The organism is Thiohalophilus sp. (assembly GCF_034522235.1).
In the GTDB taxonomy this organism is placed as follows: Bacteria; Pseudomonadota; Gammaproteobacteria; order UBA6429; family Thiohalophilaceae; genus Thiohalophilus.
On the sequence record NZ_JAXHLN010000003.1, the window covers coordinates 316616 to 336506 of the forward strand.

General features: G+C 59.3%; 19 protein-coding genes. 10 read left to right on the top strand and 9 right to left on the bottom strand.

Translation table 11 applies throughout. From position 1 onward, the window contains the following. Positions 1-57: 57 nt before the first annotated feature. The 9 genes from gltB (at position 58) to U5J94_RS04470 (ending at position 12507) form a co-directional block, all read left to right on the top strand. Positions 58-4533 carry a glutamate synthase large subunit gene (gene gltB, locus U5J94_RS04430; RefSeq protein ID WP_322564429.1) on the top strand — a complete coding sequence of 1492 codons (4476 nt, stop codon included), beginning with the start codon at positions 58-60 and terminating at the stop codon, positions 4531-4533. 70 nt (positions 4534-4603) lie between these two features. Beyond that, positions 4604-6010 carry a glutamate synthase subunit beta gene (locus tag U5J94_RS04435; protein ID WP_322564430.1) on the top strand — a complete coding sequence of 469 codons (1407 nt, stop codon included), beginning with the start codon at positions 4604-4606 and terminating at the stop codon, positions 6008-6010. A gap of 185 nt (positions 6011-6195) precedes the next feature. Further along, positions 6196-7263, top strand: coding sequence for a uroporphyrinogen decarboxylase (gene hemE, locus U5J94_RS04440; protein WP_322564431.1), 1068 nt, complete (start codon positions 6196-6198; stop codon positions 7261-7263). A 110-nt stretch (positions 7264-7373) separates the two neighbouring features. Further along, positions 7374-8183 carry a rhodanese-like domain-containing protein gene (locus U5J94_RS04445; protein ID WP_322564432.1) on the top strand — a complete coding sequence of 270 codons (810 nt, stop codon included), beginning with the start codon at positions 7374-7376 and terminating at the stop codon, positions 8181-8183. Positions 8184-8228: 45 nt separating this feature from the next. Continuing rightward, complete coding sequence (locus U5J94_RS04450) at positions 8229-9089, top strand: DUF2797 domain-containing protein (protein WP_322564433.1); 861 nt, start codon at positions 8229-8231, stop codon at positions 9087-9089. A gap of 61 nt (positions 9090-9150) precedes the next feature. Next, positions 9151-9402, top strand: coding sequence for a hypothetical protein (locus U5J94_RS04455; protein ID WP_322564434.1), 252 nt, complete (start codon positions 9151-9153; stop codon positions 9400-9402). A gap of 161 nt (positions 9403-9563) precedes the next feature. Continuing rightward, positions 9564-10814, top strand: coding sequence for a hypothetical protein (locus tag U5J94_RS04460; RefSeq protein ID WP_322564435.1), 1251 nt, complete (start codon positions 9564-9566; stop codon positions 10812-10814). Positions 10815-10825: 11 nt separating this feature from the next. Continuing rightward, positions 10826-11743, top strand: a complete 918-nt coding sequence (locus tag U5J94_RS04465) for a metal ABC transporter substrate-binding protein (RefSeq protein ID WP_322564436.1) — start codon at positions 10826-10828, stop codon at positions 11741-11743. Next, positions 11740-12507: a metal ABC transporter permease gene (locus tag U5J94_RS04470; protein WP_322564437.1), complete on the top strand. Its 768-nt coding sequence runs from the start codon at positions 11740-11742 to the stop codon at positions 12505-12507. The genes U5J94_RS04465 and U5J94_RS04470 overlap by 4 nt, the downstream gene beginning before the upstream one ends. 1 nt (position 12508) lies before the next feature. On the opposite strand, the gene U5J94_RS04475 is transcribed toward U5J94_RS04470, so the two are convergent. The 9 genes from U5J94_RS04475 to lptM form a co-directional block, all read right to left on the bottom strand. Then, positions 12509-13432, bottom strand: coding sequence for a PA2778 family cysteine peptidase (locus tag U5J94_RS04475; protein ID WP_322564438.1), 924 nt, complete (start codon positions 13430-13432; stop codon positions 12509-12511). 56 nt (positions 13433-13488) lie between these two features. After that, the gene (locus U5J94_RS04480; protein ID WP_322564439.1) at positions 13489-13872 is read right to left on the bottom strand and encodes a PA2779 family protein; all 384 of its coding nucleotides are present in this window, start codon (positions 13870-13872) and stop codon (positions 13489-13491) included. An 89-nt stretch (positions 13873-13961) separates the two neighbouring features. Beyond that, complete coding sequence (gene xerC / locus U5J94_RS04485) at positions 13962-14870, bottom strand: tyrosine recombinase XerC (protein ID WP_322564440.1); 909 nt, start codon at positions 14868-14870, stop codon at positions 13962-13964. Next, complete coding sequence (locus U5J94_RS04490; RefSeq protein ID WP_322564441.1) at positions 14867-15580, bottom strand: DUF484 family protein; 714 nt, start codon at positions 15578-15580, stop codon at positions 14867-14869. The genes xerC and U5J94_RS04490 overlap by 4 nt, the downstream gene beginning before the upstream one ends. 9 nt (positions 15581-15589) lie before the next feature. Beyond that, positions 15590-16426 carry a diaminopimelate epimerase gene (gene dapF / locus U5J94_RS04495; protein ID WP_322564442.1) on the bottom strand — a complete coding sequence of 279 codons (837 nt, stop codon included), beginning with the start codon at positions 16424-16426 and terminating at the stop codon, positions 15590-15592. Positions 16427-16592: 166 nt separating this feature from the next. Next, on the bottom strand, positions 16593-17009 hold the full coding sequence (locus U5J94_RS04500; RefSeq protein ID WP_322564443.1) for a CoA-binding protein: 417 nt from the start codon (positions 17007-17009) through the stop codon (positions 16593-16595). Positions 17010-17019: 10 nt separating this feature from the next. Further along, a complete protein-coding gene (locus U5J94_RS04505; protein ID WP_322564444.1) occupies positions 17020-17688 on the bottom strand; it encodes a class I SAM-dependent methyltransferase in 669 nt (222 codons plus the stop codon). Positions 17689-17699: 11 nt separating this feature from the next. Next, positions 17700-18947 (bottom strand): diaminopimelate decarboxylase, encoded by a 1248-nt coding sequence (gene lysA, locus U5J94_RS04510; RefSeq protein WP_322564445.1) that lies wholly within the window; start codon positions 18945-18947, stop codon positions 17700-17702. 6 nt (positions 18948-18953) lie between these two features. Continuing rightward, a complete protein-coding gene (gene lptM / locus U5J94_RS04515; RefSeq protein ID WP_322564446.1) occupies positions 18954-19091 on the bottom strand; it encodes an LPS translocon maturation chaperone LptM in 138 nt (45 codons plus the stop codon). Between the two features lie 93 nt (positions 19092-19184). On the opposite strand from lptM, the gene U5J94_RS04520 reads away from it, so the two are divergent. Continuing rightward, a complete protein-coding gene (locus U5J94_RS04520; protein ID WP_322564447.1) occupies positions 19185-19835 on the top strand; it encodes a hypothetical protein in 651 nt (216 codons plus the stop codon). Positions 19836-19891: the final 56 nt, after the last annotated feature.

Below are 19891 nucleotides of genomic sequence, written 5' to 3' on the forward strand. Positions count from 1 at the left end.
TGCCCGCGATCTGCGGGTAAAAAGTCGAATCACGGTAAGAATTTAGTGGCGGTTCCAGTGACACAAAGCAAACTGACTCAACTTTCCAGCGGGCTCTACCAACCGAACTTTGAACGGGACAATTGCGGTTTCGGGCTGATTGCCCATATGGATGGCGAAGCCAGCCACTGGATCCTGGAGACCGCCATCGGCGCCCTGGCGCGGCTGACCCATCGTGGCGCGATCGCGGCCGACGGCAAGTCCGGCGACGGCTGCGGTCTGTTGTTGAAACAGCCAAAAAGTTTTTTCCAGGCTGTCGCCAAAGAGCAGGGTTTTACACTCAATGAGCGCTTTGCCGTGGGTATGGTGTTTCTCAACACCGACAGCCAGCTGGCCGAGGCGGCGCGCAATCAGCTGGTTCGTGAGCTGGAACAGGAAGGACTGGACGTCCTCGGCTGGCGTACGGTCCCGGTCAACCCCGATGCTTGTGGCAAGGAAGCGCTGCGCACTCTGCCGACGATCGAGCAGCTGTTCATCAATGCACCGGCGGCGATGGATGAAATCGAATTCGAACGACACCTGTATATAGCCCGTCGGCGCACCGAAAAGGCGATCGAGCCGCAGGACGATACCTTTTATATTCCCAGCCTCTCCTCGCGGGTGATCTCCTTCAAGGGACTGGTCATGCCCGCCTACCTGCCGGTGTTCTACGAGGATCTGAACGACTCGCGCATGGCCTCCGCTCTGGCCGTGTTCCATCAGCGTTTTTCGACCAACACCTGGCCCGAGTGGCGCCTGGCCCAGCCGTTCCGTTATCTGGCCCATAACGGTGAGATCAATACCGTGCAGGGTAACCGCAACTGGTCGGTGGCGCGCGGCCACAAGTTCCACAGCCCGCATATTCCGATGGCGGACGTGCGCCCGCTGGTCTCCCCGTCGGGTTCCGACTCCAACAGCCTGGATAATATGCTCGAGGCGTTACTGGCCGGGGGCATGGATATCTTCCGCGCCATGCGCCTGCTGATTCCACCGGCCTGGCAGAACGTGGAGACCATGGACGCGGATCTGCGCGCCTTTTATGAATACAACTCCATGCACATGGAGCCGTGGGACGGTCCGGCCGGCATCGTGCTGACCGACGGGCGCCACGCCGCCTGCAGCATGGATCGCAACGGTCTGCGTCCGGCACGCTGGGTGATAACCAGAGACCGGCATATCACCCTGGCCTCGGAAATCGGCGTTTACGACTACGCCCCCGAGGACGTAGTCGCCAAGGGCCGGCTCAAGCCGGGCCAGATGCTGGCGGTGGATACCGACAGCGGCAAACTGCTGCTGCCGGAGGACATTGATCAACGCTTGAAGAGCCGCCAGCCCTACAAGCAGTGGATGCGGGAGCATGCCCGGCGGCTCAAGTCTCTGCTGCAGGAAGAGAACAACGCCAGCCCGGTGGACGAATCCCTGGTGGATGTCTATCAGAAGATGTTCCAGGTCACCTTCGAGGAACGGGATCAGGTGATCCGCGTGCTCGGTGAAGTCGGTCAGGAGGCCGTCGGCTCCATGGGCGACGATACACCCTTCCCGGTCCTATCGCGCATGGTGCGCTCGCCCTACGACAACTTCCGCCAGCAGTTCGCCCAGGTGACCAATCCGGCGATCGATCCGATTCGTGAACAGATCGTCATGTCCCTGGAAACCTGTTTTGGCCCCGAGCGCAACATGTTCGACGAGACTGCGCAACATGCCGAGCGACTGCTGGTCGACTCGCCGGTGCTCTCGCACACCAAGTTCACCCAGCTGCTGGAGATGGGGCAAAGCGAGAAGAATTACGCCAATCAGCTCATCTCGCTGAATTATCCCGAGGACACGGAACTCGAGGCGGCAATCCGCGATATCTGCGAGCAGGCCGTTAATGCCGTCAAGCAGGGCAAGGTCGTGCTGGTTCTCAGCGATCGCGAGATCACTCGCGAGACCCGCCCGGTACACGCGCTGCTCGCCACGGGTGCCGTGCATCATCGGCTGGTGCAGGAAGGCCTGCGCTGTGATGCCAATATTGTTGTGGAAACCGGCACAGCCAGGGATCCTCATCATTTCGCCGTATTGATCGGCTATGGCGCCACGGCCGTCTATCCCTATCTGGCCTATGCCACTCTGCGGGACATGCAGCGCAGTGGCGAGATCACCGATCCCAGTGCCGCCAACCTGGATGCCAATTATCGCAAGGGCATTAACAAGGGGCTGTACAAGATCACCTCCAAGATGGGGATCTCCACCATCGCCAGTTATCGCGGTGCCCAGTTGTTCGAGTCGGTCGGCCTGCATCAGGAGGTGGTAGATCTTTGCTTTAACGGCACCACCAACCGGATTCAGGGAATCGGTTTCAGTGATCTGCAGGAGGATCAGCGCCTGTTGTGCAAACTGGCCTGGAACAAGCGCAAGCCGATCCAGCAGGGCGGCCTGCTCAAGTTTATTTGCGGCGGCGAGGATCACGCCTACAATCCGGATGTGATCGGCACCCTGCAGGAAGCGGTTAAAAGCAGCGACTTTGATAAATGGAAGGAATACACCGCACTGGTCAATCAACGCCAGCCGCTGACCCTGCGCGATCTGCTCCAGCTGCGCGAGACTGATCAGCGTGTTGCACTGGATGAAGTGGAACCGATGGAAGAGATCGCTACCCGCTTCGATTCGGCCGCCATGTCGCTGGGGGCGTTGTCGCCCGAGGCGCACGAAACCCTGGCCGAAGCGATGAACCGCCTCGGTGCTCGCTCCAACTCGGGCGAGGGGGGCGAGGATCCCAAGCGTTACGGAACCAACAAGCGCTCCAAGATCAAACAGGTCGCTTCCGGACGCTTCGGGGTAACGCCGGCCTATCTGCGTTCGGCGGAAGTCATGCAGATCAAGGTGGCCCAGGGTGCCAAGCCCGGCGAAGGCGGGCAGCTGCCCGGTCACAAGGTCAACGATCTCATCGCACGCTTGCGTTACTGCAAGCCGGGGGTCTCGCTGATCTCGCCGCCGCCGCATCATGATATCTATTCGATCGAGGACCTGGCCCAGCTGATTTTCGATCTCAAGCAGGTTAATCCCGACGGCCTGGTGTCGGTCAAACTGGTCTCCGAAGCCGGTGTCGGCACCGTGGCCGCCGGCGTGGCCAAGGCCTATGCCGATCTGATCACCATCTCCGGTTATGACGGCGGTACCGGGGCCTCGCCGCTGACCTCGGTCAAATATGCCGGCAGCCCGTGGGAGCTTGGCTTGAGTGAAACGCACCAGATCCTGCGCGCCAACGATCTGCGCGACAAGGTGCGCCTGCAGACTGATGGTGGCCTGAAGACCGGCCTGGATGTGATCAAGGCGGCGATCCTCGGCGCGGAAAGCTTCGGCTTCGGCACCGGGCCGATGGTCGCCATGGGTTGCAAGTACCTGCGTATCTGTCATCTGAACAATTGCGCCACCGGCGTGGCCACCCAGGACAAGGTGCTGCGCATGGATCACTATCGCGGCGAAGTGGAGTGGGTGATGAACTATTTCCGCTTCATCGCCGAGGAAGTGCGTGAGCTGCTGGCCGCACTGGGGCTGCGCAAGCTGACCGATGCGATTGGTCGCACCGATCTGCTCGAAGCCCTGGAAGGGGAAACCAGCAAGCAGCGCGGTCTGGATCTCTCCGCCCTGCTCAGTGATGCGGATGTGGCCAAAGACAAGCCGCAATGTTGCGTACGACCCAGGAATGAGCCGTTCGACAAGGCCGAGCTGGCCGAGCAGATGGTCACCGATTGCCTGCCGGCGATCGAAAACAAGACCGGCGGCGAGTTCAATTACGAAGTACGTAATACCCACCGTTCCATTGGCGCGCGCCTGTCGGGCGAGATTGCCGTACGCCACGGCGATCTGGGTATGGAGAACAAACCGATTATTTTACGTCTTAGCGGTACCGCCGGGCAGAGCTTCGGTGTCTGGAATGCCGGCGGTCTGCACATGTACCTGGAAGGCGATGCCAACGACTATGTGGGCAAGGGCATGGCCGGCGGCAAACTGGTCCTCTATCCGCCCAGGGGCAGCAGTTTTGCCAGCCATGAGACCACGATCATCGGCAACACCTGCCTGTACGGCGCGACCGGCGGCAAGCTCTACGCGGCCGGCACGGCCGGCGAACGCTTCGGCGTGCGTAACTCCGGCTGTCATGCGGTTGTCGAAGGCGTGGGCGATCACGGTTGTGAATACATGACCGGCGGGCATGTCACCGTACTGGGTCAGGCCGGACTCAACTTCGGTGCGGCCATGACCGGCGGGTTTGCCTATGTCTATGACGCGGACAACAGTTTTATCGATTGTGTCAGCCACGATGTCGACATTCATCGCATCGTACCCGAACACATGGAAGCCAACCGCAATCATCTACGCGAAGTGATTGAGGAGTTTGTCCGTGAAACTGGCAGTCAACGTGGCCAGATGTTACTGGACAACTTTGCCGATGAAGTGGGCCACTTCTGGCTGGTCAAACCGAAAGCGGCTTCACTGGAGTCCTTGATGGACGATCTGCAGCGCCGCGCTGCGTAATTCTTTAATTGATAGTATAAATCCGCAGCCGGGATTGTCCGGCTGCCTCAATGGGCAGTTAGAGCAAATCATGGGTAACACGTTTCAGTTTTTACAGGTCAAGCGCATCGATCCGGAAAAGAAACGGGTCAATATCCGGATCAAGGAATATCGCGAGATCTATGGTCAGTACGATGCCGAGTCGGCGGCACAGCAGGCAGACCGTTGTCTGGAGTGTGGCAATCCCTATTGCGAATGGAAATGCCCGGTCCATAACTATATTCCCAACTGGCTGAAGCTGATCGCCGAAGGTAATATCACCGAGGCCGCCGAGCTGTCCCATCGCACCAACTCCCTGCCCGAGATCTGCGGCCGGGTCTGCCCGCAGGATCGCCTCTGCGAGGGCGCCTGCACCCTGAACGACGGTTTCGGCGCGGTGACCATCGGCTCCATCGAAAAATACATCAGCGATACCGCCTTCGAACAGGGCTGGCGGCCCGACATGAGCGGTGTCGAGGCGACCGGCAAAAAGGTTGCCGTGATCGGTGCCGGCCCGGCCGGTCTGGGCTGCGCCGATGTGCTGGCGCGCAACGGGGTTGCTGTCACCGTCTATGATCGTTATCCGGAGATCGGCGGCCTGCTGACCTTCGGGATTCCCGAATTCAAGCTGGAAAAGGAAGTCGTCCACAAGCGCCGCGAGATATTCGAAGGCATGGGCATCGAATTCAGGCTCGGCGTGGAGATCGGCAAGGACATCGCCTTCAAGGCGATCGCGGATCAATATGACGCGGTGTTCCTGGGGATGGGGACCTACAAATACATGACCGCCGGGATCGCCGGTGAGGATCTGCACGGGGTTTACGCGGCGCTCGATTTTCTGATTTCGAATGTGAATCATTGTTATAACTACGAAAAAGATCCGAAAGATTACATCAGCATGCAGGGTCGCCACGTGGTGGTGCTGGGCGGGGGTGATACCGCCATGGATTGCAACCGGACCTCGATTCGCCAGGGTGCCGCCTCGGTGACCTGTGCCTATCGGCGCGATGAAGCCAACATGCCCGGTTCCAAACGGGAAGTGGGCAATGCCAAGGAAGAGGGCGTGAAGTTCATGTGGAACCGTCAGCCGGTGGAGATCGTCGGCAACGGCCAGGTGGAAGGCGTCAAGGTGGTGACCACGCAGCTGGGCGAACCCGACGAGCGCGGCCGTCGCCGTCCCGAACCGGTGGCCGGCTCCGAAGAGATCATCATGGCCGATGCGGTGATCATCGCCTTCGGTTTCCAGCCCAGCCCCGGTGACTGGTTCGAGGAATACCAGATCGCGATCGATGAACGCGGTCGGGTCAAGGCCCCGCAAAAACAGGAATACAAACACCAGACCGCCAATCCGAAGATCTTCGCCGGCGGCGACATGGTACGCGGCTCCGACCTGGTGGTCACCGCCGTCTACGAAGGCCGCGAAGCCGCCGAAGGCATCCTCGACTATCTTGAGGTGTGAATAATTAACGCAGAGGACGCTGAGTCGCAGAGGCGCGGAGAAAAAAATAATAAATTTCGTCCTGCGTTTCTGCGCGACTTTATCCTGCCTGCAACCGACAACAAGAAACAGAATTGATTCTCTCTGCGCCTCCGCGCCTCTGCGTGCTCCGCGTTTGAGTCGTCGATCATAAAAAGTGGACAAGAATGACTGAATTGAAAAATGATCGTTTGTTGAAGGCCCTGGCGCGTGAGCCGGTGGATGTGACGCCGGTGTGGATGATGCGCCAGGCCGGGCGTTATCTGCCCGAGTATCGCGCCACGCGTGAGAAGGCCGGCAGTTTTCTGGATCTGTGCAAGAACCCGGAGCTGGCCACCGAGGTAACGATGCAGCCGCTGGATCGCTTCGATCTGGATGCGGCGATTCTGTTTTCCGATATTCTGACCATTCCCGATGCCATGGACCTGGGCCTCTACTTTGCCGAGGGCGAAGGTCCCTGCTTTGAGCGGCCGCTGCGTTCGGCCGCGGCGATCGAGCAACTGCCGGTCCCCGATGTCGCCGACAGCCTCGGTTATGTGATGGACGCAGTGAGCACGATTCGTCGCGAGCTGGACGGCCGGATGCCGCTGATCGGTTTCTCCGGCAGTCCCTGGACCCTGGCCACCTACATGGTGGAGGGTGGCACCACCAAGGAGTTCGCCCTGGTCAAAGGGTTGCTCTACGAAAATCCCCGGGCGATGCACCAGTTGCTGGAGAAGCTGGCGCATACCGTGATCGACTACCTCAATGCCCAGATCGCCGCCGGCGCCCAGGCGGTGATGATCTTCGACACCTGGGGCGGGGTGCTGACCACGCGGGATTACAGTGAATTCTCCCTCCACTATATGCGCCGGATCATCGCCGGTCTGACCCGCGAGCACGAAGGTCGCAAGGTGCCGGTGATCATCTTCAGCAAAGGGGGCTGCCAGTGGCTGGAGGATCAGGCCGACATCGGTGCCGACGCGCTGGGACTGGACTGGACCATCGACATCGGCCTGGCCCGCCAGCGGGTAGGTCAGCAGGTTGCCCTGCAGGGGAATATGGATCCCTGCGTCCTCTACGCCTCCCCCGAGCGCATCCGCGCCGAAGTGGCCACTATCCTGGAGAGCTATGGGCCGGGCGAGGGACACATCTTCAATCTGGGACACGGCATTCACCAGCATGTGGACCCGGAACACGCCCGCGCCTTTATTGACGCCGTCCACGAATTGAGTGTCCCCTACCACGGCGGTTAAACACGCATTATAAATAGGTGAGCTGGTTCAAAAATAATTCAAGCAGAACAGCAGATGGTCGATATATTTTATTCAACCAGCCCCACAGCTTATGACTACAGAGGTGTCAAATGCGTGTACTTGTCGGTTTTTTGAGTCTGCTTCTGATCGCGGTCTCTTCGGCGCAGGCCAATGACGAATTCCCCGGTCGCAGTCTGTATCTGGATGTCCCGCATATCGAACTCGATGAACTGGCCAAACGCTATGACGAGGTGATTATCGTCGATGTCCGCTCCGGCTATGAATACGATACCCTGCATATCAAAAAGGCGATCAATATTTCACTCGGTGCCTCCGATTATGTCGATCGCATGCACCAGCTGCGTCAGGCAAATCCGGATAAGACCATTGTGACCTACTGTAACGGCAAGACCTGCATGAAGTCCTACAAGGCGGCGCGTAAAGCGTTGCAGCGCGGCGTTGAGAATGTAGTCTCATTCGATGCCGGGATCATGGACTGGGCACAAAACCAGCCGGAACGGTCGGTGCTGCTGGGTGAGTCGCCACTGGATCCGGCAAAACTGATCGCCAAGCCGGTGTTCAAACAACATTTGATAAAACCGGAGGAGTTTGTCGGTAATGCCAACCGGGATGGCAACATGATCGTCGATGCACGTGATCCGTTACAGCGCGCGGGTTATGCGCTGTTCATGGGCAAGGAACACCGGGCCTCCCTGGCGGATGAAAAGAAAATGGGCGAGTTGATCGCCAAAGCGGCCAGGACCGGTGAGACTATGTATATCTATGACGAAGCCGGCAAGCAGGTACGCTGGTTGATGTATCGTCTCGAACAGCGTGGTGTGAAGGACTACTACTTCATGGAGGGCGGCACCAACGCCTTCTACAAGAAATTGCGTGAGGAGTTCGCCAAAGGCGACTGAATCGATCAACACCGATTCGATTAATCCTGCAGTTTATACCCGGCGATGGGCGCCGGACGTAAACTGTGCGACAATCCGCTCATGGAAATTATCGGTAATATTCGCAAGCTCACCACGCACCTGTCTGATCCGGTCGATTACCAGCTACCCATCGGGGATCAACAGCTGGCAATGAGCCCCTTGTTTGGCCGGGCCATCCAATTGCAGTTCCTCGGCGAGATTCACTGTATCGAATGCGGTCGCAAGACCAGCAAAAGCTTCAACCAGGGCTATTGTTATCCCTGCTTCCGCTCCCTGGCCCAGTGCGACAGCTGCATCGTCAAGCCCGAGCAATGCCACTATTTCGAAGGGACCTGCCGCGAGCCGGAATGGGCCGCGCAGCACTGTCTGCGGGACCATTATGTCTATCTGGCCAATTCGTCGGGCATCAAGGTGGGGATTACCCGGGGCAGCCAGATCCCGACCCGCTGGATGGACCAGGGGGCTTCTCAGGCACTGCCGATCATGCGGGTTAAAAACCGCCTGATCTCCGGTCTGGCGGAAGTGATTCTCAAGCAACACGTGGCGGACAAGACCGCCTGGCAGCGAATGCTCAAGGGCGAACCCGAGTTCGTCGATCTGGCGACGCGCCGGGATGAGCTGTTCGAACAATGCCGTAATGAACTGAATCAGCTGGCGGCGCAACAAGGTGAGGATAGCCTGAGCCTGTTGACCGATGAGACCGTGGTGGACATCCGCTATCCGGTCACCGCTTATCCGCAGAAGATCACTTCCCTGAACTTCGACAAAACCCCACTCATTGAAGGTGTGCTACAGGGAATCAAGGGGCAATATCTGATTTTAAGCAGCGGCGTCTTGAACCTGCGCAAGTTTTCGGGTTATAAGCTGCAGCTGACCTCTCCATGAAGCGGACTTGATAACAGCAATGCACTCCTGGCGACAATTTCGATGGCATAACCTGACACGCGTGTTGTTACTGCTCGTGTTGCTGGGGCAGTCCGCGTTGCTGTTGCACGAGAGCGAACACGCCAGGGATTTCGCGGGTGAGAGCGAATGTCAGCTCTGTCTGCATGCCCAGCCAAATATGAATGCGGTACACTCCGCACCGGTTCTGAACGTCTGTTTCGAACGGCGCGGGATCCTTGCGCCGTCTGTTGAACAGCCGGTTTACTTCTCCCCTGTCTATGCCAATTCGTCCCGTGGCCCGCCGCGCGCCTGAACTCCCTCGATCATAAATTTAAATTGACAGTGTAATCCCCGAACGGGGCATTGCGTACAGGTGTGATCTTCCCGTCATGGCATGCCGTGTTTTTGCGCCATGCAAGACATGAGCGATCGTCATTGGTGTGATGTGACGGGACAATGAGTCAGGAGCTAACAATGTTCAGAACAAGCATACTTTCACTGAGTGTGGCAGGCGTCGCCAGCCTGCCGATCGTTGCACAAGCCCAGAGCATGGGAAAAATAGCCGGTAATGAGTTCAATCCCGCGATCAGTTTGATTCTGGATGGTCGCTATACCGATATCGATAACAGCGAGCTGGAACTGCCCGGCTTTCAACTCGGCGGCGAAGCCGGTCTGCCCGAGAAGGGCTTTGCCACGGGACACAACGAGCTGGTGCTCTCGGCCAATATCGATGACAAATTCTACGGTCAGATGACCGCGCCGATTGTCTACGAGGATGGTGAAACCACCGTTGAACTGGAAGAGGCCTTTATCGAAACCCTGGGACTGGGTCAGGGGGTCATGATAAGAGGCGGCAAGTTCTATTCGGGGATCGGCTATCTCAATGCCATCCACGACCATGCGCACGACTTTGCCGATCGACCGCTGGTCTATGATGCCATGCTGGGTGGGCATCTGAACGATACCGGGATGCAGGTACGCTGGGTCGCGCCGACCCCGTTTTATCTGAGCCTGGGCGCGGAGATCACCGCCGGCAGCGCATTTCCCGGCGGCGAGAACGCGGATAACAACAACGGGCGCAGCCTGTTTGTTAAAACCGGCGGGGATATGAGTGTCAGTTCCAGCTGGCAACTGGGCGCCAGTTACTACAGCTCGAAATTCGACAAGCGTGAAGCGGGCGGGCACGCTCATGGCGCAGGCACGGATGCGGCCGATAATGAATTGCTCAACGGTGAGGTCGATATCGCCGGGATTGATTTTGTCTACAAATGGGCGCCCAACGGCAACCCGAAGCAGACCAATTTCAAATTCCAGGCGGAATATTTTGTGCGCGACGAAAAGGGCGATTCGGACTTTGCCGAGTCTGACACTGAATTCGCAAGTGCTGACTATGTTGGTGAACAGCAGGGCTTCTATCTTCAAGGGGTGTATCAGTTCATGCCCGCCTGGCGCGTGGGGCTGCGTTATGACCGTCTCAAGGCCGATAACGCCATCACCAACTTTGCCGGTACGAACATTGATCTGGATGAATACCTCGAAGAGTCGGGCCTGGGAACCGAGGCGAAGGATCCCGAACGTGTCAGTGTCATGATCGATTATTCGCCCAGCCATTTCAGCCGCCTGCGCTTGCAGTACAGCGAACTGGATAACGGACACGAGAAAAACGACATGGTCATGCTGCAGTACATCATGAGCCTGGGTGCGCATGGCGCGCACAAGTACTGAAAAGGAGGAGGATGATGCGAAGCTTTAACAAACCAGTCTTCCTTGCATTATTCGCCCTCCTGTTCGCCACGGCCTCTCAGGCCGTGGCGAAAGTGGACGTGCTGGCCTGCGAACCGGAATGGGCGGCGCTGGCCGAGGCGATTGGTCAACAGCAGGTCAGTGTCGTTTCCGCGACAACCGCCTACCAGGATCCGCATCACATCGAGGCCCGGCCATCGCTGATTGCGCGAGCCCGTAATGCGGATATGGTGGTTTGCACCGGTGCGGAACTGGAGGTGGGCTGGCTGCCGCTGTTGCTGCGCCAGTCCGGTAACGGGCGGATTCAGCAGGGCAAGCCGGGGTATTTTATGGCGGCCGGGCAGGTGGATCTGATCGAAAAGCTCGAGCAAGTGGATCGCAGTATGGGCGATATCCATGCCGCCGGAAATCCGCATCTGCATCTGGATCCCTATCGATTGTTGCAAGTTGCCGGGCAACTTGCACGGCGACTGGAGAAGATCGATCCGTATAACGCCGCCGCGTATCAGGCCAATCTCGAGGCGTTTTCCGAACGCTGGCAGTCGGCCATTACTGCATGGGAGAAAAAAGCGCAACCGCTACACGGCAAGAAGGCGGTGGTGCAACACCGTACCTGGAGCTATCTGTTTGCCTGGTTAGGGATCGAGGCGGTCGCCGATCTGGAGCCGAAGCCCGGCTTGCCGCCGACCAGCGGACATCTGGCAAGTCTGCTGGAGAATATTCAACGCGACAGGCCCGACTTCATTATTCTTGCGGCCTACCAGAATGATCGGGGGGCAAAATGGTTGTCGCGGCGAAGTCAGCTTGCGGTGATTACCCTGCCCTATACCGTCGGTGGCAGCGAGCAGGCCGGGGATCTGTTCAGTCTGTATGACGCCATGCTGAATCAGTTACTGGAGGCCAGCCAGTGAAATCTGATGATCTGATGTTGCAACTTGGCATCATCCTGCCGGCCTTGCTGGCCGGTATGTTGATCCTGAGTACCCATGTCCCGCTCGGCCGGGAAGTCCTGCAACGGGGCATCATCTTCCTGGATCTGGCCATTGCCCAGATGGCGGCGCTGGGACTGATCATCGCGCATTTTATCGGGCTGGAAGCGCACGGGGCATTGATCAATCAGCTGGTGGCGGTCAGCGCCGCCGTGGTTGGTGCCAGTTTGTTGTACCAGGTACGCCATGCCCCCGCTGCGATTCAGGAGGCCCTGATCGGCATCCTGTTCATGCTGGCGGCGACGGGCAGTATTCTGTTGCTGGCCAAGGATCCGCATGGTGGAGAGCGATTGCGTGAAGTACTGGTCGGACAGATCCTGTGGGTGGAATACAGCGACCTGATCGCCACCGCGATCATCTATGCCGTGATCCTGGCGCTCTGGTTCGGTTGGCGGGAGAGGCTTGGCAGCTACGGCTTTTATCCCGTTTTTGCCGTGACCATTACCCTCTCCACGCAACTGGTGGGTGTCTATCTGGTGTTTGCCAGTTTGATCATTCCGGCGCTGGCCTCTCTGCACTGGCGTCGACCGGGTCTGGCGGCCTACGCTATCGGTGTGACCGGGTATTTTGTGGGGCTGCTGTGCTCAGCATTATTTGATCTGCCTTCGGGGGCCATGATTGCCTGGGGACTGGGAATAGCCGGCGGGTTGTTTTATCTGCTGAGCCGAAAACAGCGGGCGCGATAATTTACTCCAGCTGTTGACGTTGAAGAATTTCCTCAAGCGTTTGTTGATACGTCCCGAGGTGTTCGCCGCCCAGTGCCACAGCGCGCCGGGCATGTTGTTCGGCCCGGGTTAATCGTCCTTGCTGCAAATAGAGGTGTGCCAGATTGTTATGCGCGGGCGCATAATCGGGTCGGGCATCGAGTAATTGGTGCAAGGTCGTCATCGTTGCGGCGGTTTGACCCTGTGCATACTGACTGTTAGCCAGCCCCATCAGCAGGCGCACATCCTCCGGCCACTGTTGCAACCCGGCGCGGTATCCCGCTGCCGCCGGCCCGTGTCGGTTCACCTGTTCCATGCTGGCGAGGGTGCGCAGATAACGCCAGTATTCCACCGTGGCCGGCAGTTGTCCCGGTTGAAGTGCCAGCATGGCCCAGCGATCGGCCCGCTGCCAGGTGCGTTCGAACTGGGCCAGGGTATTGAGACGTCGTTGATCGGTCCCCGAACGCAGGATGATCGTATCGGCATTGAGGTCATAACCGATCAGCACCGCATAATGCCAGCGGGGATACCAGTCCAGGGCCAGATTCTGGAATACCAGCACCGGATTGCCTGCCTCGACCTCGCGCAGCAGATCGTGCAGTTCGGGTTTCAGGACATAAGGGATCAGCCCCAGTTGGCGGGTATTGCTGAGCAGTTCTATCTGCAGACTGCCTTTTTTGCCGGGAATATAGAGTTTCGGGGTCAGTTCCTGCGGTGTGATATCGACAGCCTGCCAGTTGGCAAGCATGGCCAGTGAGGCGGGACCACACTGATAGGCTTCCTGGGGATGAAACGGGACGTCAGTCAGTTCCACCACCGGGTTGAGGTCGGCCGGAGCGGACTCGAGCAGGCGATCGCTTTGCGGTGTTCCGGCACAGCCGCCAGGCAGCAAACCCGTCAGGATCAAAAGAAAAACCCCCGCAAGGCGGGGGCCGGTGTAACAGACAGCCATTAAAACGGATCTCAGATATTGTAGACGTTGGTCAGGTTAAGCAGATCGGTAATCAACAGAACGACCAGCACAAAGGCGAGCAGTCCCAGCGCGCTTGCGCCGGCAGGCAGTTCCTCAAGCTGACCGGCCAACATCCGGATCTCCTGTTCGGTCATGGCATCAACTCGTTCGATCGCATCGGCCGGATCGACACCAAGCGCGACCAACTGGTCCCGGACTTCGTCCCGCTGGAGTACTTCTTTTACGTGCGCCCGTTCCTGCTGGAGGCTGTCGCCAGCGAGAATGTCATTGGTACCGAGCATGGCTGCGTAACCGGGTGCCGTGATCCCCAGTGACAGCATAGTGGTAAGAATGAACAGACTAAAGCCCTTACGAAATTTGCGGAGCAGATACATGGTCAGGGACTCCTGTTGTCCGATTAGTACATTCTCAAGCGTAGCCCAGATAAAGGCGAATAGACAGCGGTTATTCGTGAGGTGCGGATTCAGTCACGCCGCTTCTTGCGCGCCCGGGGATGGGCCTGATCATAGACCCTGGCAAGATGCTGGAAATCGAGATGGGTATAGATCTGGGTGGTGCTGATGTCCGAGTGGCCGAGCAGTTCCTGCACCGCGCGCAGATCGCCGCTCGATTCGAGCAGATGGCTGGCAAAGGAGTGACGCAGCATGTGGGGATGAACCGGGACATCGATACCCTGGCGCTGCGCCCATTCGCGCAGGCGTTTTTGAATATTGCGCCCGGAGATCCGCCGCCCCTGGCGACTGACAAACAAAGCCTGTTCATCTTGCAAGGGGATAGCCTGGCGGACGACGAGCCAGGCCTGCAACGCCGCCAATGCCTGCCGGCCAACGGGGACGATGCGGCTTTTGTTACCCTTGCCGTGCAGGCTCACCTGCGCCTCGGCCAGATCCAGCTGGGATCGATCCAGTTGCACCAGTTCGGCCAGGCGCAGCCCCGAGGAGTAAAACAGTTCCAGAATGGCGCGATCGCGGATGACCAGGGGATCCTTGCCCTGCAGATCCAGCAGCGCGGCGGTCTTGTCCACGTCCAGGGTGTGCGGCAGCTTGCGTTTGATCTTCGGCGCCTGGATGTCGCGGGCCGGGTTATGGTTGAGTCGGCCCGCGCGGATCAGAAAATCAAAAAACCCGCGCATGGCCGACAGGGCCCGCTGCAGGCTGCGGGCGCCCAGGCCGTTGCGATGGCGTTGTGCCACATATTGACGAACATGCTGGCTATCCAGTTGCGACCAGTCAGTCAGATCGTGCGCGGCACAAAACGCGGCGAGTTGTTGCAGATCGCGCTGGTAATTGCTGAGGGTGTGGGGAGAAACCTGGCGTTCGTTTTGCAGCTTGGCCAGATAATCCTGCACGGCTTGCTGTGCGCTGGTGTTCATGAGCCCAGATGGAGCTTCAGAATCCGGGTGAGCACGTGGCTCAGATGAGACAGGAACAGGGTCCCCATATTGGCGCGAAAGCGTTGTGGATCCTGGCTGCCGATGGCGAGCAGGCCGATACACTGTTTGCTGGATTCGCTTTCCACCAGCGGAATCAGCGCGGCGGAACGCACCACGTCGGCATAATCGTTAAACAGGGCATCGAGTTGGCCCGGTTTGAGGGGGCCGCAGACCGGTTTGCGGCCGTCGATCACTTTTTCAAAGGCACCGAGTGCCGGTTCGCTCCAGTCCATGATATCGGGATGGGCCTTGAGGATCGGCGCACCGGAGTTGAACAGGCGAATCACTACCGCGTCGGCCTCGAAGTCGGACTTGAGGCGCTCCTGGATCAGGCCCAGCAGGCTGTCGAAGTCATCGGTATCCAGCAGATCCAGAATCAGCTTGTTCAGCCGGGTACTGAGATCCTCGTTTTGCCGGGCGTAATCGGTCAGTTCCTGGAGGCGTTGCTTGAGCTGCTGCTTTTGATCGCGCAGCACCGAGACCTGGCGCTCGATCAGGGAGACGGCACCCTGCGGCTGATGCGGCAGCACCATGTCCGCCAGCAGGTCCAGATGGCGCTCGAAAAAATCGGGATTGTCGCGCAGGTAGCGCACCACCTCGCGCTCGAACTCCTTGTCCACGGCAAGCGGGTTTTCCTGGCGATTGCTCATAACGTGATATTACCCCTGAACCTGGATGTTGCCTTCAAACACCGTTGTTGCCGGGCCGGTCATCAGTACGGGTGCATTCCCTCCCTGCCACTGGATATGCAGGGCCCCGCCGGGCAGGGCGACCTCAACCATATCACCAAGTCGGCCCTGTTGGCGACCCACAACCACCGCCGCGCAGGCGCCGCTGCCGCAGGCCAGGGTCTCGCCGGCGCCGCGCTCGTAGACCCGCAGGCGGATATGGCCGGCATCGAGTATCTGCATAAACCCGGCATTCACCCGCCGGGGAAAACGGGGGTGGGACTCGATTTTCGGGCCCAGTTGCCTGACCGGGGCGGTGTCAATATTGTCTACTTCAAGCACCGCATGCGGATTGCCCAGCGCAACGACACCAATACTGAGGGTTTGATCCCCCACCTGCAGATCGTAGCGATCGGCGGGGGCTTGTGCCTCAAACGGCACATCCGCCGGCGCAAAGTGTGGCACGCCCATATTCACGGTCACCTGCCCGTCGGGCTCGATCTGCAGGGTCATGCGCCCGGCGGCGGTAGCCACCTCGATGGTGTCGCGATCGATCAGGCCCTTGTCGCGCACGAAGCGGGCAAAGCAGCGCGCGCCGTTGCCACACTGTTCCACCTCGCCGCCGTCGGCGTTGAATATCCGGTAGGTAAAATCGACGTCCGCCTCGCGCGGCGGCTCCACCAGCAACAGCTGATCACAGCCGATGCCGAAGCGGCGATCCGCCAGCTGGCGGATCTGCTCGCGACTCAGATCAACCACCTGATTTATGGCATCGAAGACTACGAAGTCATTGCCCAGGCCGTGCATTTTGGTAAACCGTAAGGGCATGTCACTTTTCCAGAATAAAAAATTAACGCAGAGTTCGCGGAGACGCAGAGGCGCAGAGTTTTATATTTAAAACCTCTGGAGAGACCACTTTGTCTTCAGCCGAGTCTGCCTGGTAGCCTGCTTAACGAACGATAGTGTAACCAAACCGGTGGCGTTTGACTGCGCTTTAACGCATCAGATTCATATAGTCGCGGTAGATGCAGCGGTCCATGATCACAGTGAGGCCGGCGTCGCGGGCGCGTTGGGCTTCGGTTTCGTTGATCACGCCGTCCTGCAGCCAGATGGCCGGCAGTTTGAGTTCGATGCAGGCGTCGATGATCGGCGCGATCTGGTCCGGGGCGCGGAACACGTCGACCAGATCGATGGGGCCGGGGGCGTCGGCGAGGTTTGCGTAGGCTGTCTCGCCGAGGACGTCGTCCACCGCCGGGCGGACCGGAATAATGTGGTAGCCGAACTGTTGCAGCGCGCTGGCCACCTGGTGACTGGGCCGGTTTGGTTTGGGAGAAAGACCGACCACCGCAATGTGCCGGATCGTGCCGAGCAGGGCACGGATTTCCTCAAGGCTGGGGTTGGTGAAGGCCATAGTGATAAGTCTACTCGCCCAGGTGGCCCTGTACCACCAGATGCCGGTCGCTGACGCTTTTCACCTCGAGATAATCGAGTCCGGCCTGGTGTAACTGCTGGCGCACCTCTTCCGGCGTAAAGGCGGCACACAACGAGTGATAAAAATCGCGTTGCAGGATGGGCGGCTCATTCGCGGCATACTGCTCCATCAGCTCGCGTGCCTCCCGGGCGCTGGCGGGACGCTGCAGGTCCATGACAAATACCGGTGTGCCGGGGCGGCCGTGTTGTATGACGGCCTGCCAGAGCACCTGCGGGTCGTGCAGGTGATGCAGCAGGCTGTTACTGATAATGACATCGTAAGCGGGCAGGGGAATGGTGTCCCGTGGCAGCTTGACCCGATACAGGTGAATGCGCTCGGTGAGCTGTTCCTGCGTCAGGCGCTGGCGACCCTCCCGCAACATCGCTTCGGCGCCGTCGACGCCGTCAATATGGCAGTGCGGGTAGGCCCGTGCAAAGCGTACGCTGATATCGGCCGGACCGCAGCCCAGATCCAGGATGTTGCCATGCAGGGTCGGGTTGGTAAAACGCTGCTGAAAACAGTCGATGAAAAACTGGTGCGGGGCGTCGAAGTCGGCCCAGGCATAGGCACGGGCCTGTTCCGCTTCGTCCATCAGCTCCGGTTCGGGGATACGCTCCATGGGGATACAGCTCAGGGCAGGGTGGCTTCGCCGGCATACAGCTCGGCCAGCGATTCACGTTCGCGTACTACATGGATCTGATCGCCATCGACCATGATCTCGGCGGCGCGCGGCCGGGTGTTGTAATTGGAACTCATGGAAAAACCATAGGCGCCACAGGAGCGCACCGCCAGCAAGTCGCCTTCGGCGACCGACAGGGCGCGATCCTTGCCGAGGAAGTCGCCGGTCTCGCAAACCGGTCCGACCACGTCATAATAACGGGGATCGCCGTGGGGTTCGGTGTTGACCGGGATGATCTCCTGCCAGGCGTTGTACAGGGCCGGGCGCATCAGATCGTTCATCGCCGCATCGACAATGGCGAAGTTCTTGTCCGGGGTTTGCTTGAGGTATTCGATCTGTGTGACCAGAATACCGGCATTGCCGGCGATGGCCCGTCCCGGTTCCAGTAAAATGGTTTGCGGCCGGTCGGCCAGCAGTTCGCGCAGGGCCGCGGCATAATCGCCCGGCTCCGGCGGTGTCTCCTCGTGATAACGGATCCCCAGACCGCCGCCCAGATCCAGGTGTTCGATCGGGATACCGTCCTGCTCCAGCTGATCCACCAGCAACAGCACCCGGCTCAGCGCATCCAGAAACGGTTCGGTCTCGGTCAGTTGCGAACCGATATGACAATCGATGCCGACAACGGTGATGTGCGCCAGATCGGCGGCGCGGGCATAGACGTCCGGCGCCTGATCGATGCCGATACCGAACTTGTTCTCCTTGAGGCCGGTGGAAATATAGGGATGGGTTCGGGCGTCCACATCCGGATTGACCCGCAACGACACCGGCGCGCTGAGGTTCAGTTCGCCGGCGATCTGGTTGAGACGCCGCAGCTCGGATTCGGACTCCACGTTAAAACAGTGAATGCCCACTTCCAGCGCACGGCGCATCTCATCGGGCCGTTTGCCGACACCGGAGAAGACCACTTTGGCCGGATCGCCGCCGGCGGCCAGCACCCGTTCCAGCTCGCCCTGGGAGACGATATCGAAGCCGGAACCCAGGCGCGCGAACAGGTTGAGCACCGCCAGGTTGGCATTGGCCTTGACCGCGTAACAGACCAGGTGTGGATGATCGCCCAGGGCCTGGTCGAAGGCCTGCCAGTGGCGCTCCAGTGTGGCGCGGGAATAGACATAACAGGGCGTGCCGTGTTGCGCGGCAATTGCGGCCACCGGCACCTGTTCGGCGTACAGCTCGCCGTTGCGATAATTGAAATGATCCATGCTCGTTCAGGAATCCTGTCGGGTTTGTTGTTGTTCGTCGGGCAGGTAGAGGGGACCTTTCTTGCCGCAGCCGGCGAGCATGCTGCCAACGCCCAGGACAATAACCAGAAGGATAAACAGGGTTTGTGGCCAGCAGAAGCGCATGGGCGGACTCATTTATAGAAGGTTTGTGGCATTATACGCGGATGGCCGGACCGATGTCAGAGGTCGCGGCCCCATCAACAGCCGGTAACGCGTATGCTGACCAAAATAGTTATTCTGGGAATTTCACTGCTGGGGCTGGTGCTGCTGATGGCCGGCATCGCCCGGCTGTTTCGGCGCAAGCTGTTGCGCGGTGCCCTGGAAGGGCTCAGCGGCCTGCTGTTGATCTTTGCCGCCATCCTGAGCTGGTCGGTGGCGCTGAATCTGTATGGTTATCAACGCTTCACGCAGGAGCAACCGATTGCCACGCTGCGTTTCGAAGCGCGCGGGCCGCAGGCCTTTCGGGTCTATGTGATCCACCCCGATCAGTTGTCGCAGAGTTTCGACTTGCGCGGTGACGAATGGCAGATCGATGCACGGGTTCTGAAATGGAGCGGGCTGGCGACCATGCTGGGTCTGGACACTGCCTATCAACTGGATCGCCTGACCGGCCGTTTCCGGAATCTGCAACAGGCCCGGGAATCGCCGCATACCGTCTACAGTCTGTACCAGCCGCGCGGCATGGATATCTGGCAACTGGCCCGCGAGTACCGGGGCTGGTTGCCATGGGTCGATGCGATCTATGGCAGCGCCACCTACATGCCGATGGCGGATCGCGCCGAATACACGGTCAGCCTGACCACCAGCGGCCTGATCGCCCGGCCCGACAACGCCGTTGCCGAACAGGCAGTGCGCCGCTGGCGCTGAACAGGTGCGTTAACGCATAGATCATAAAAGCATTACCACCAAGACGCCAAGACACA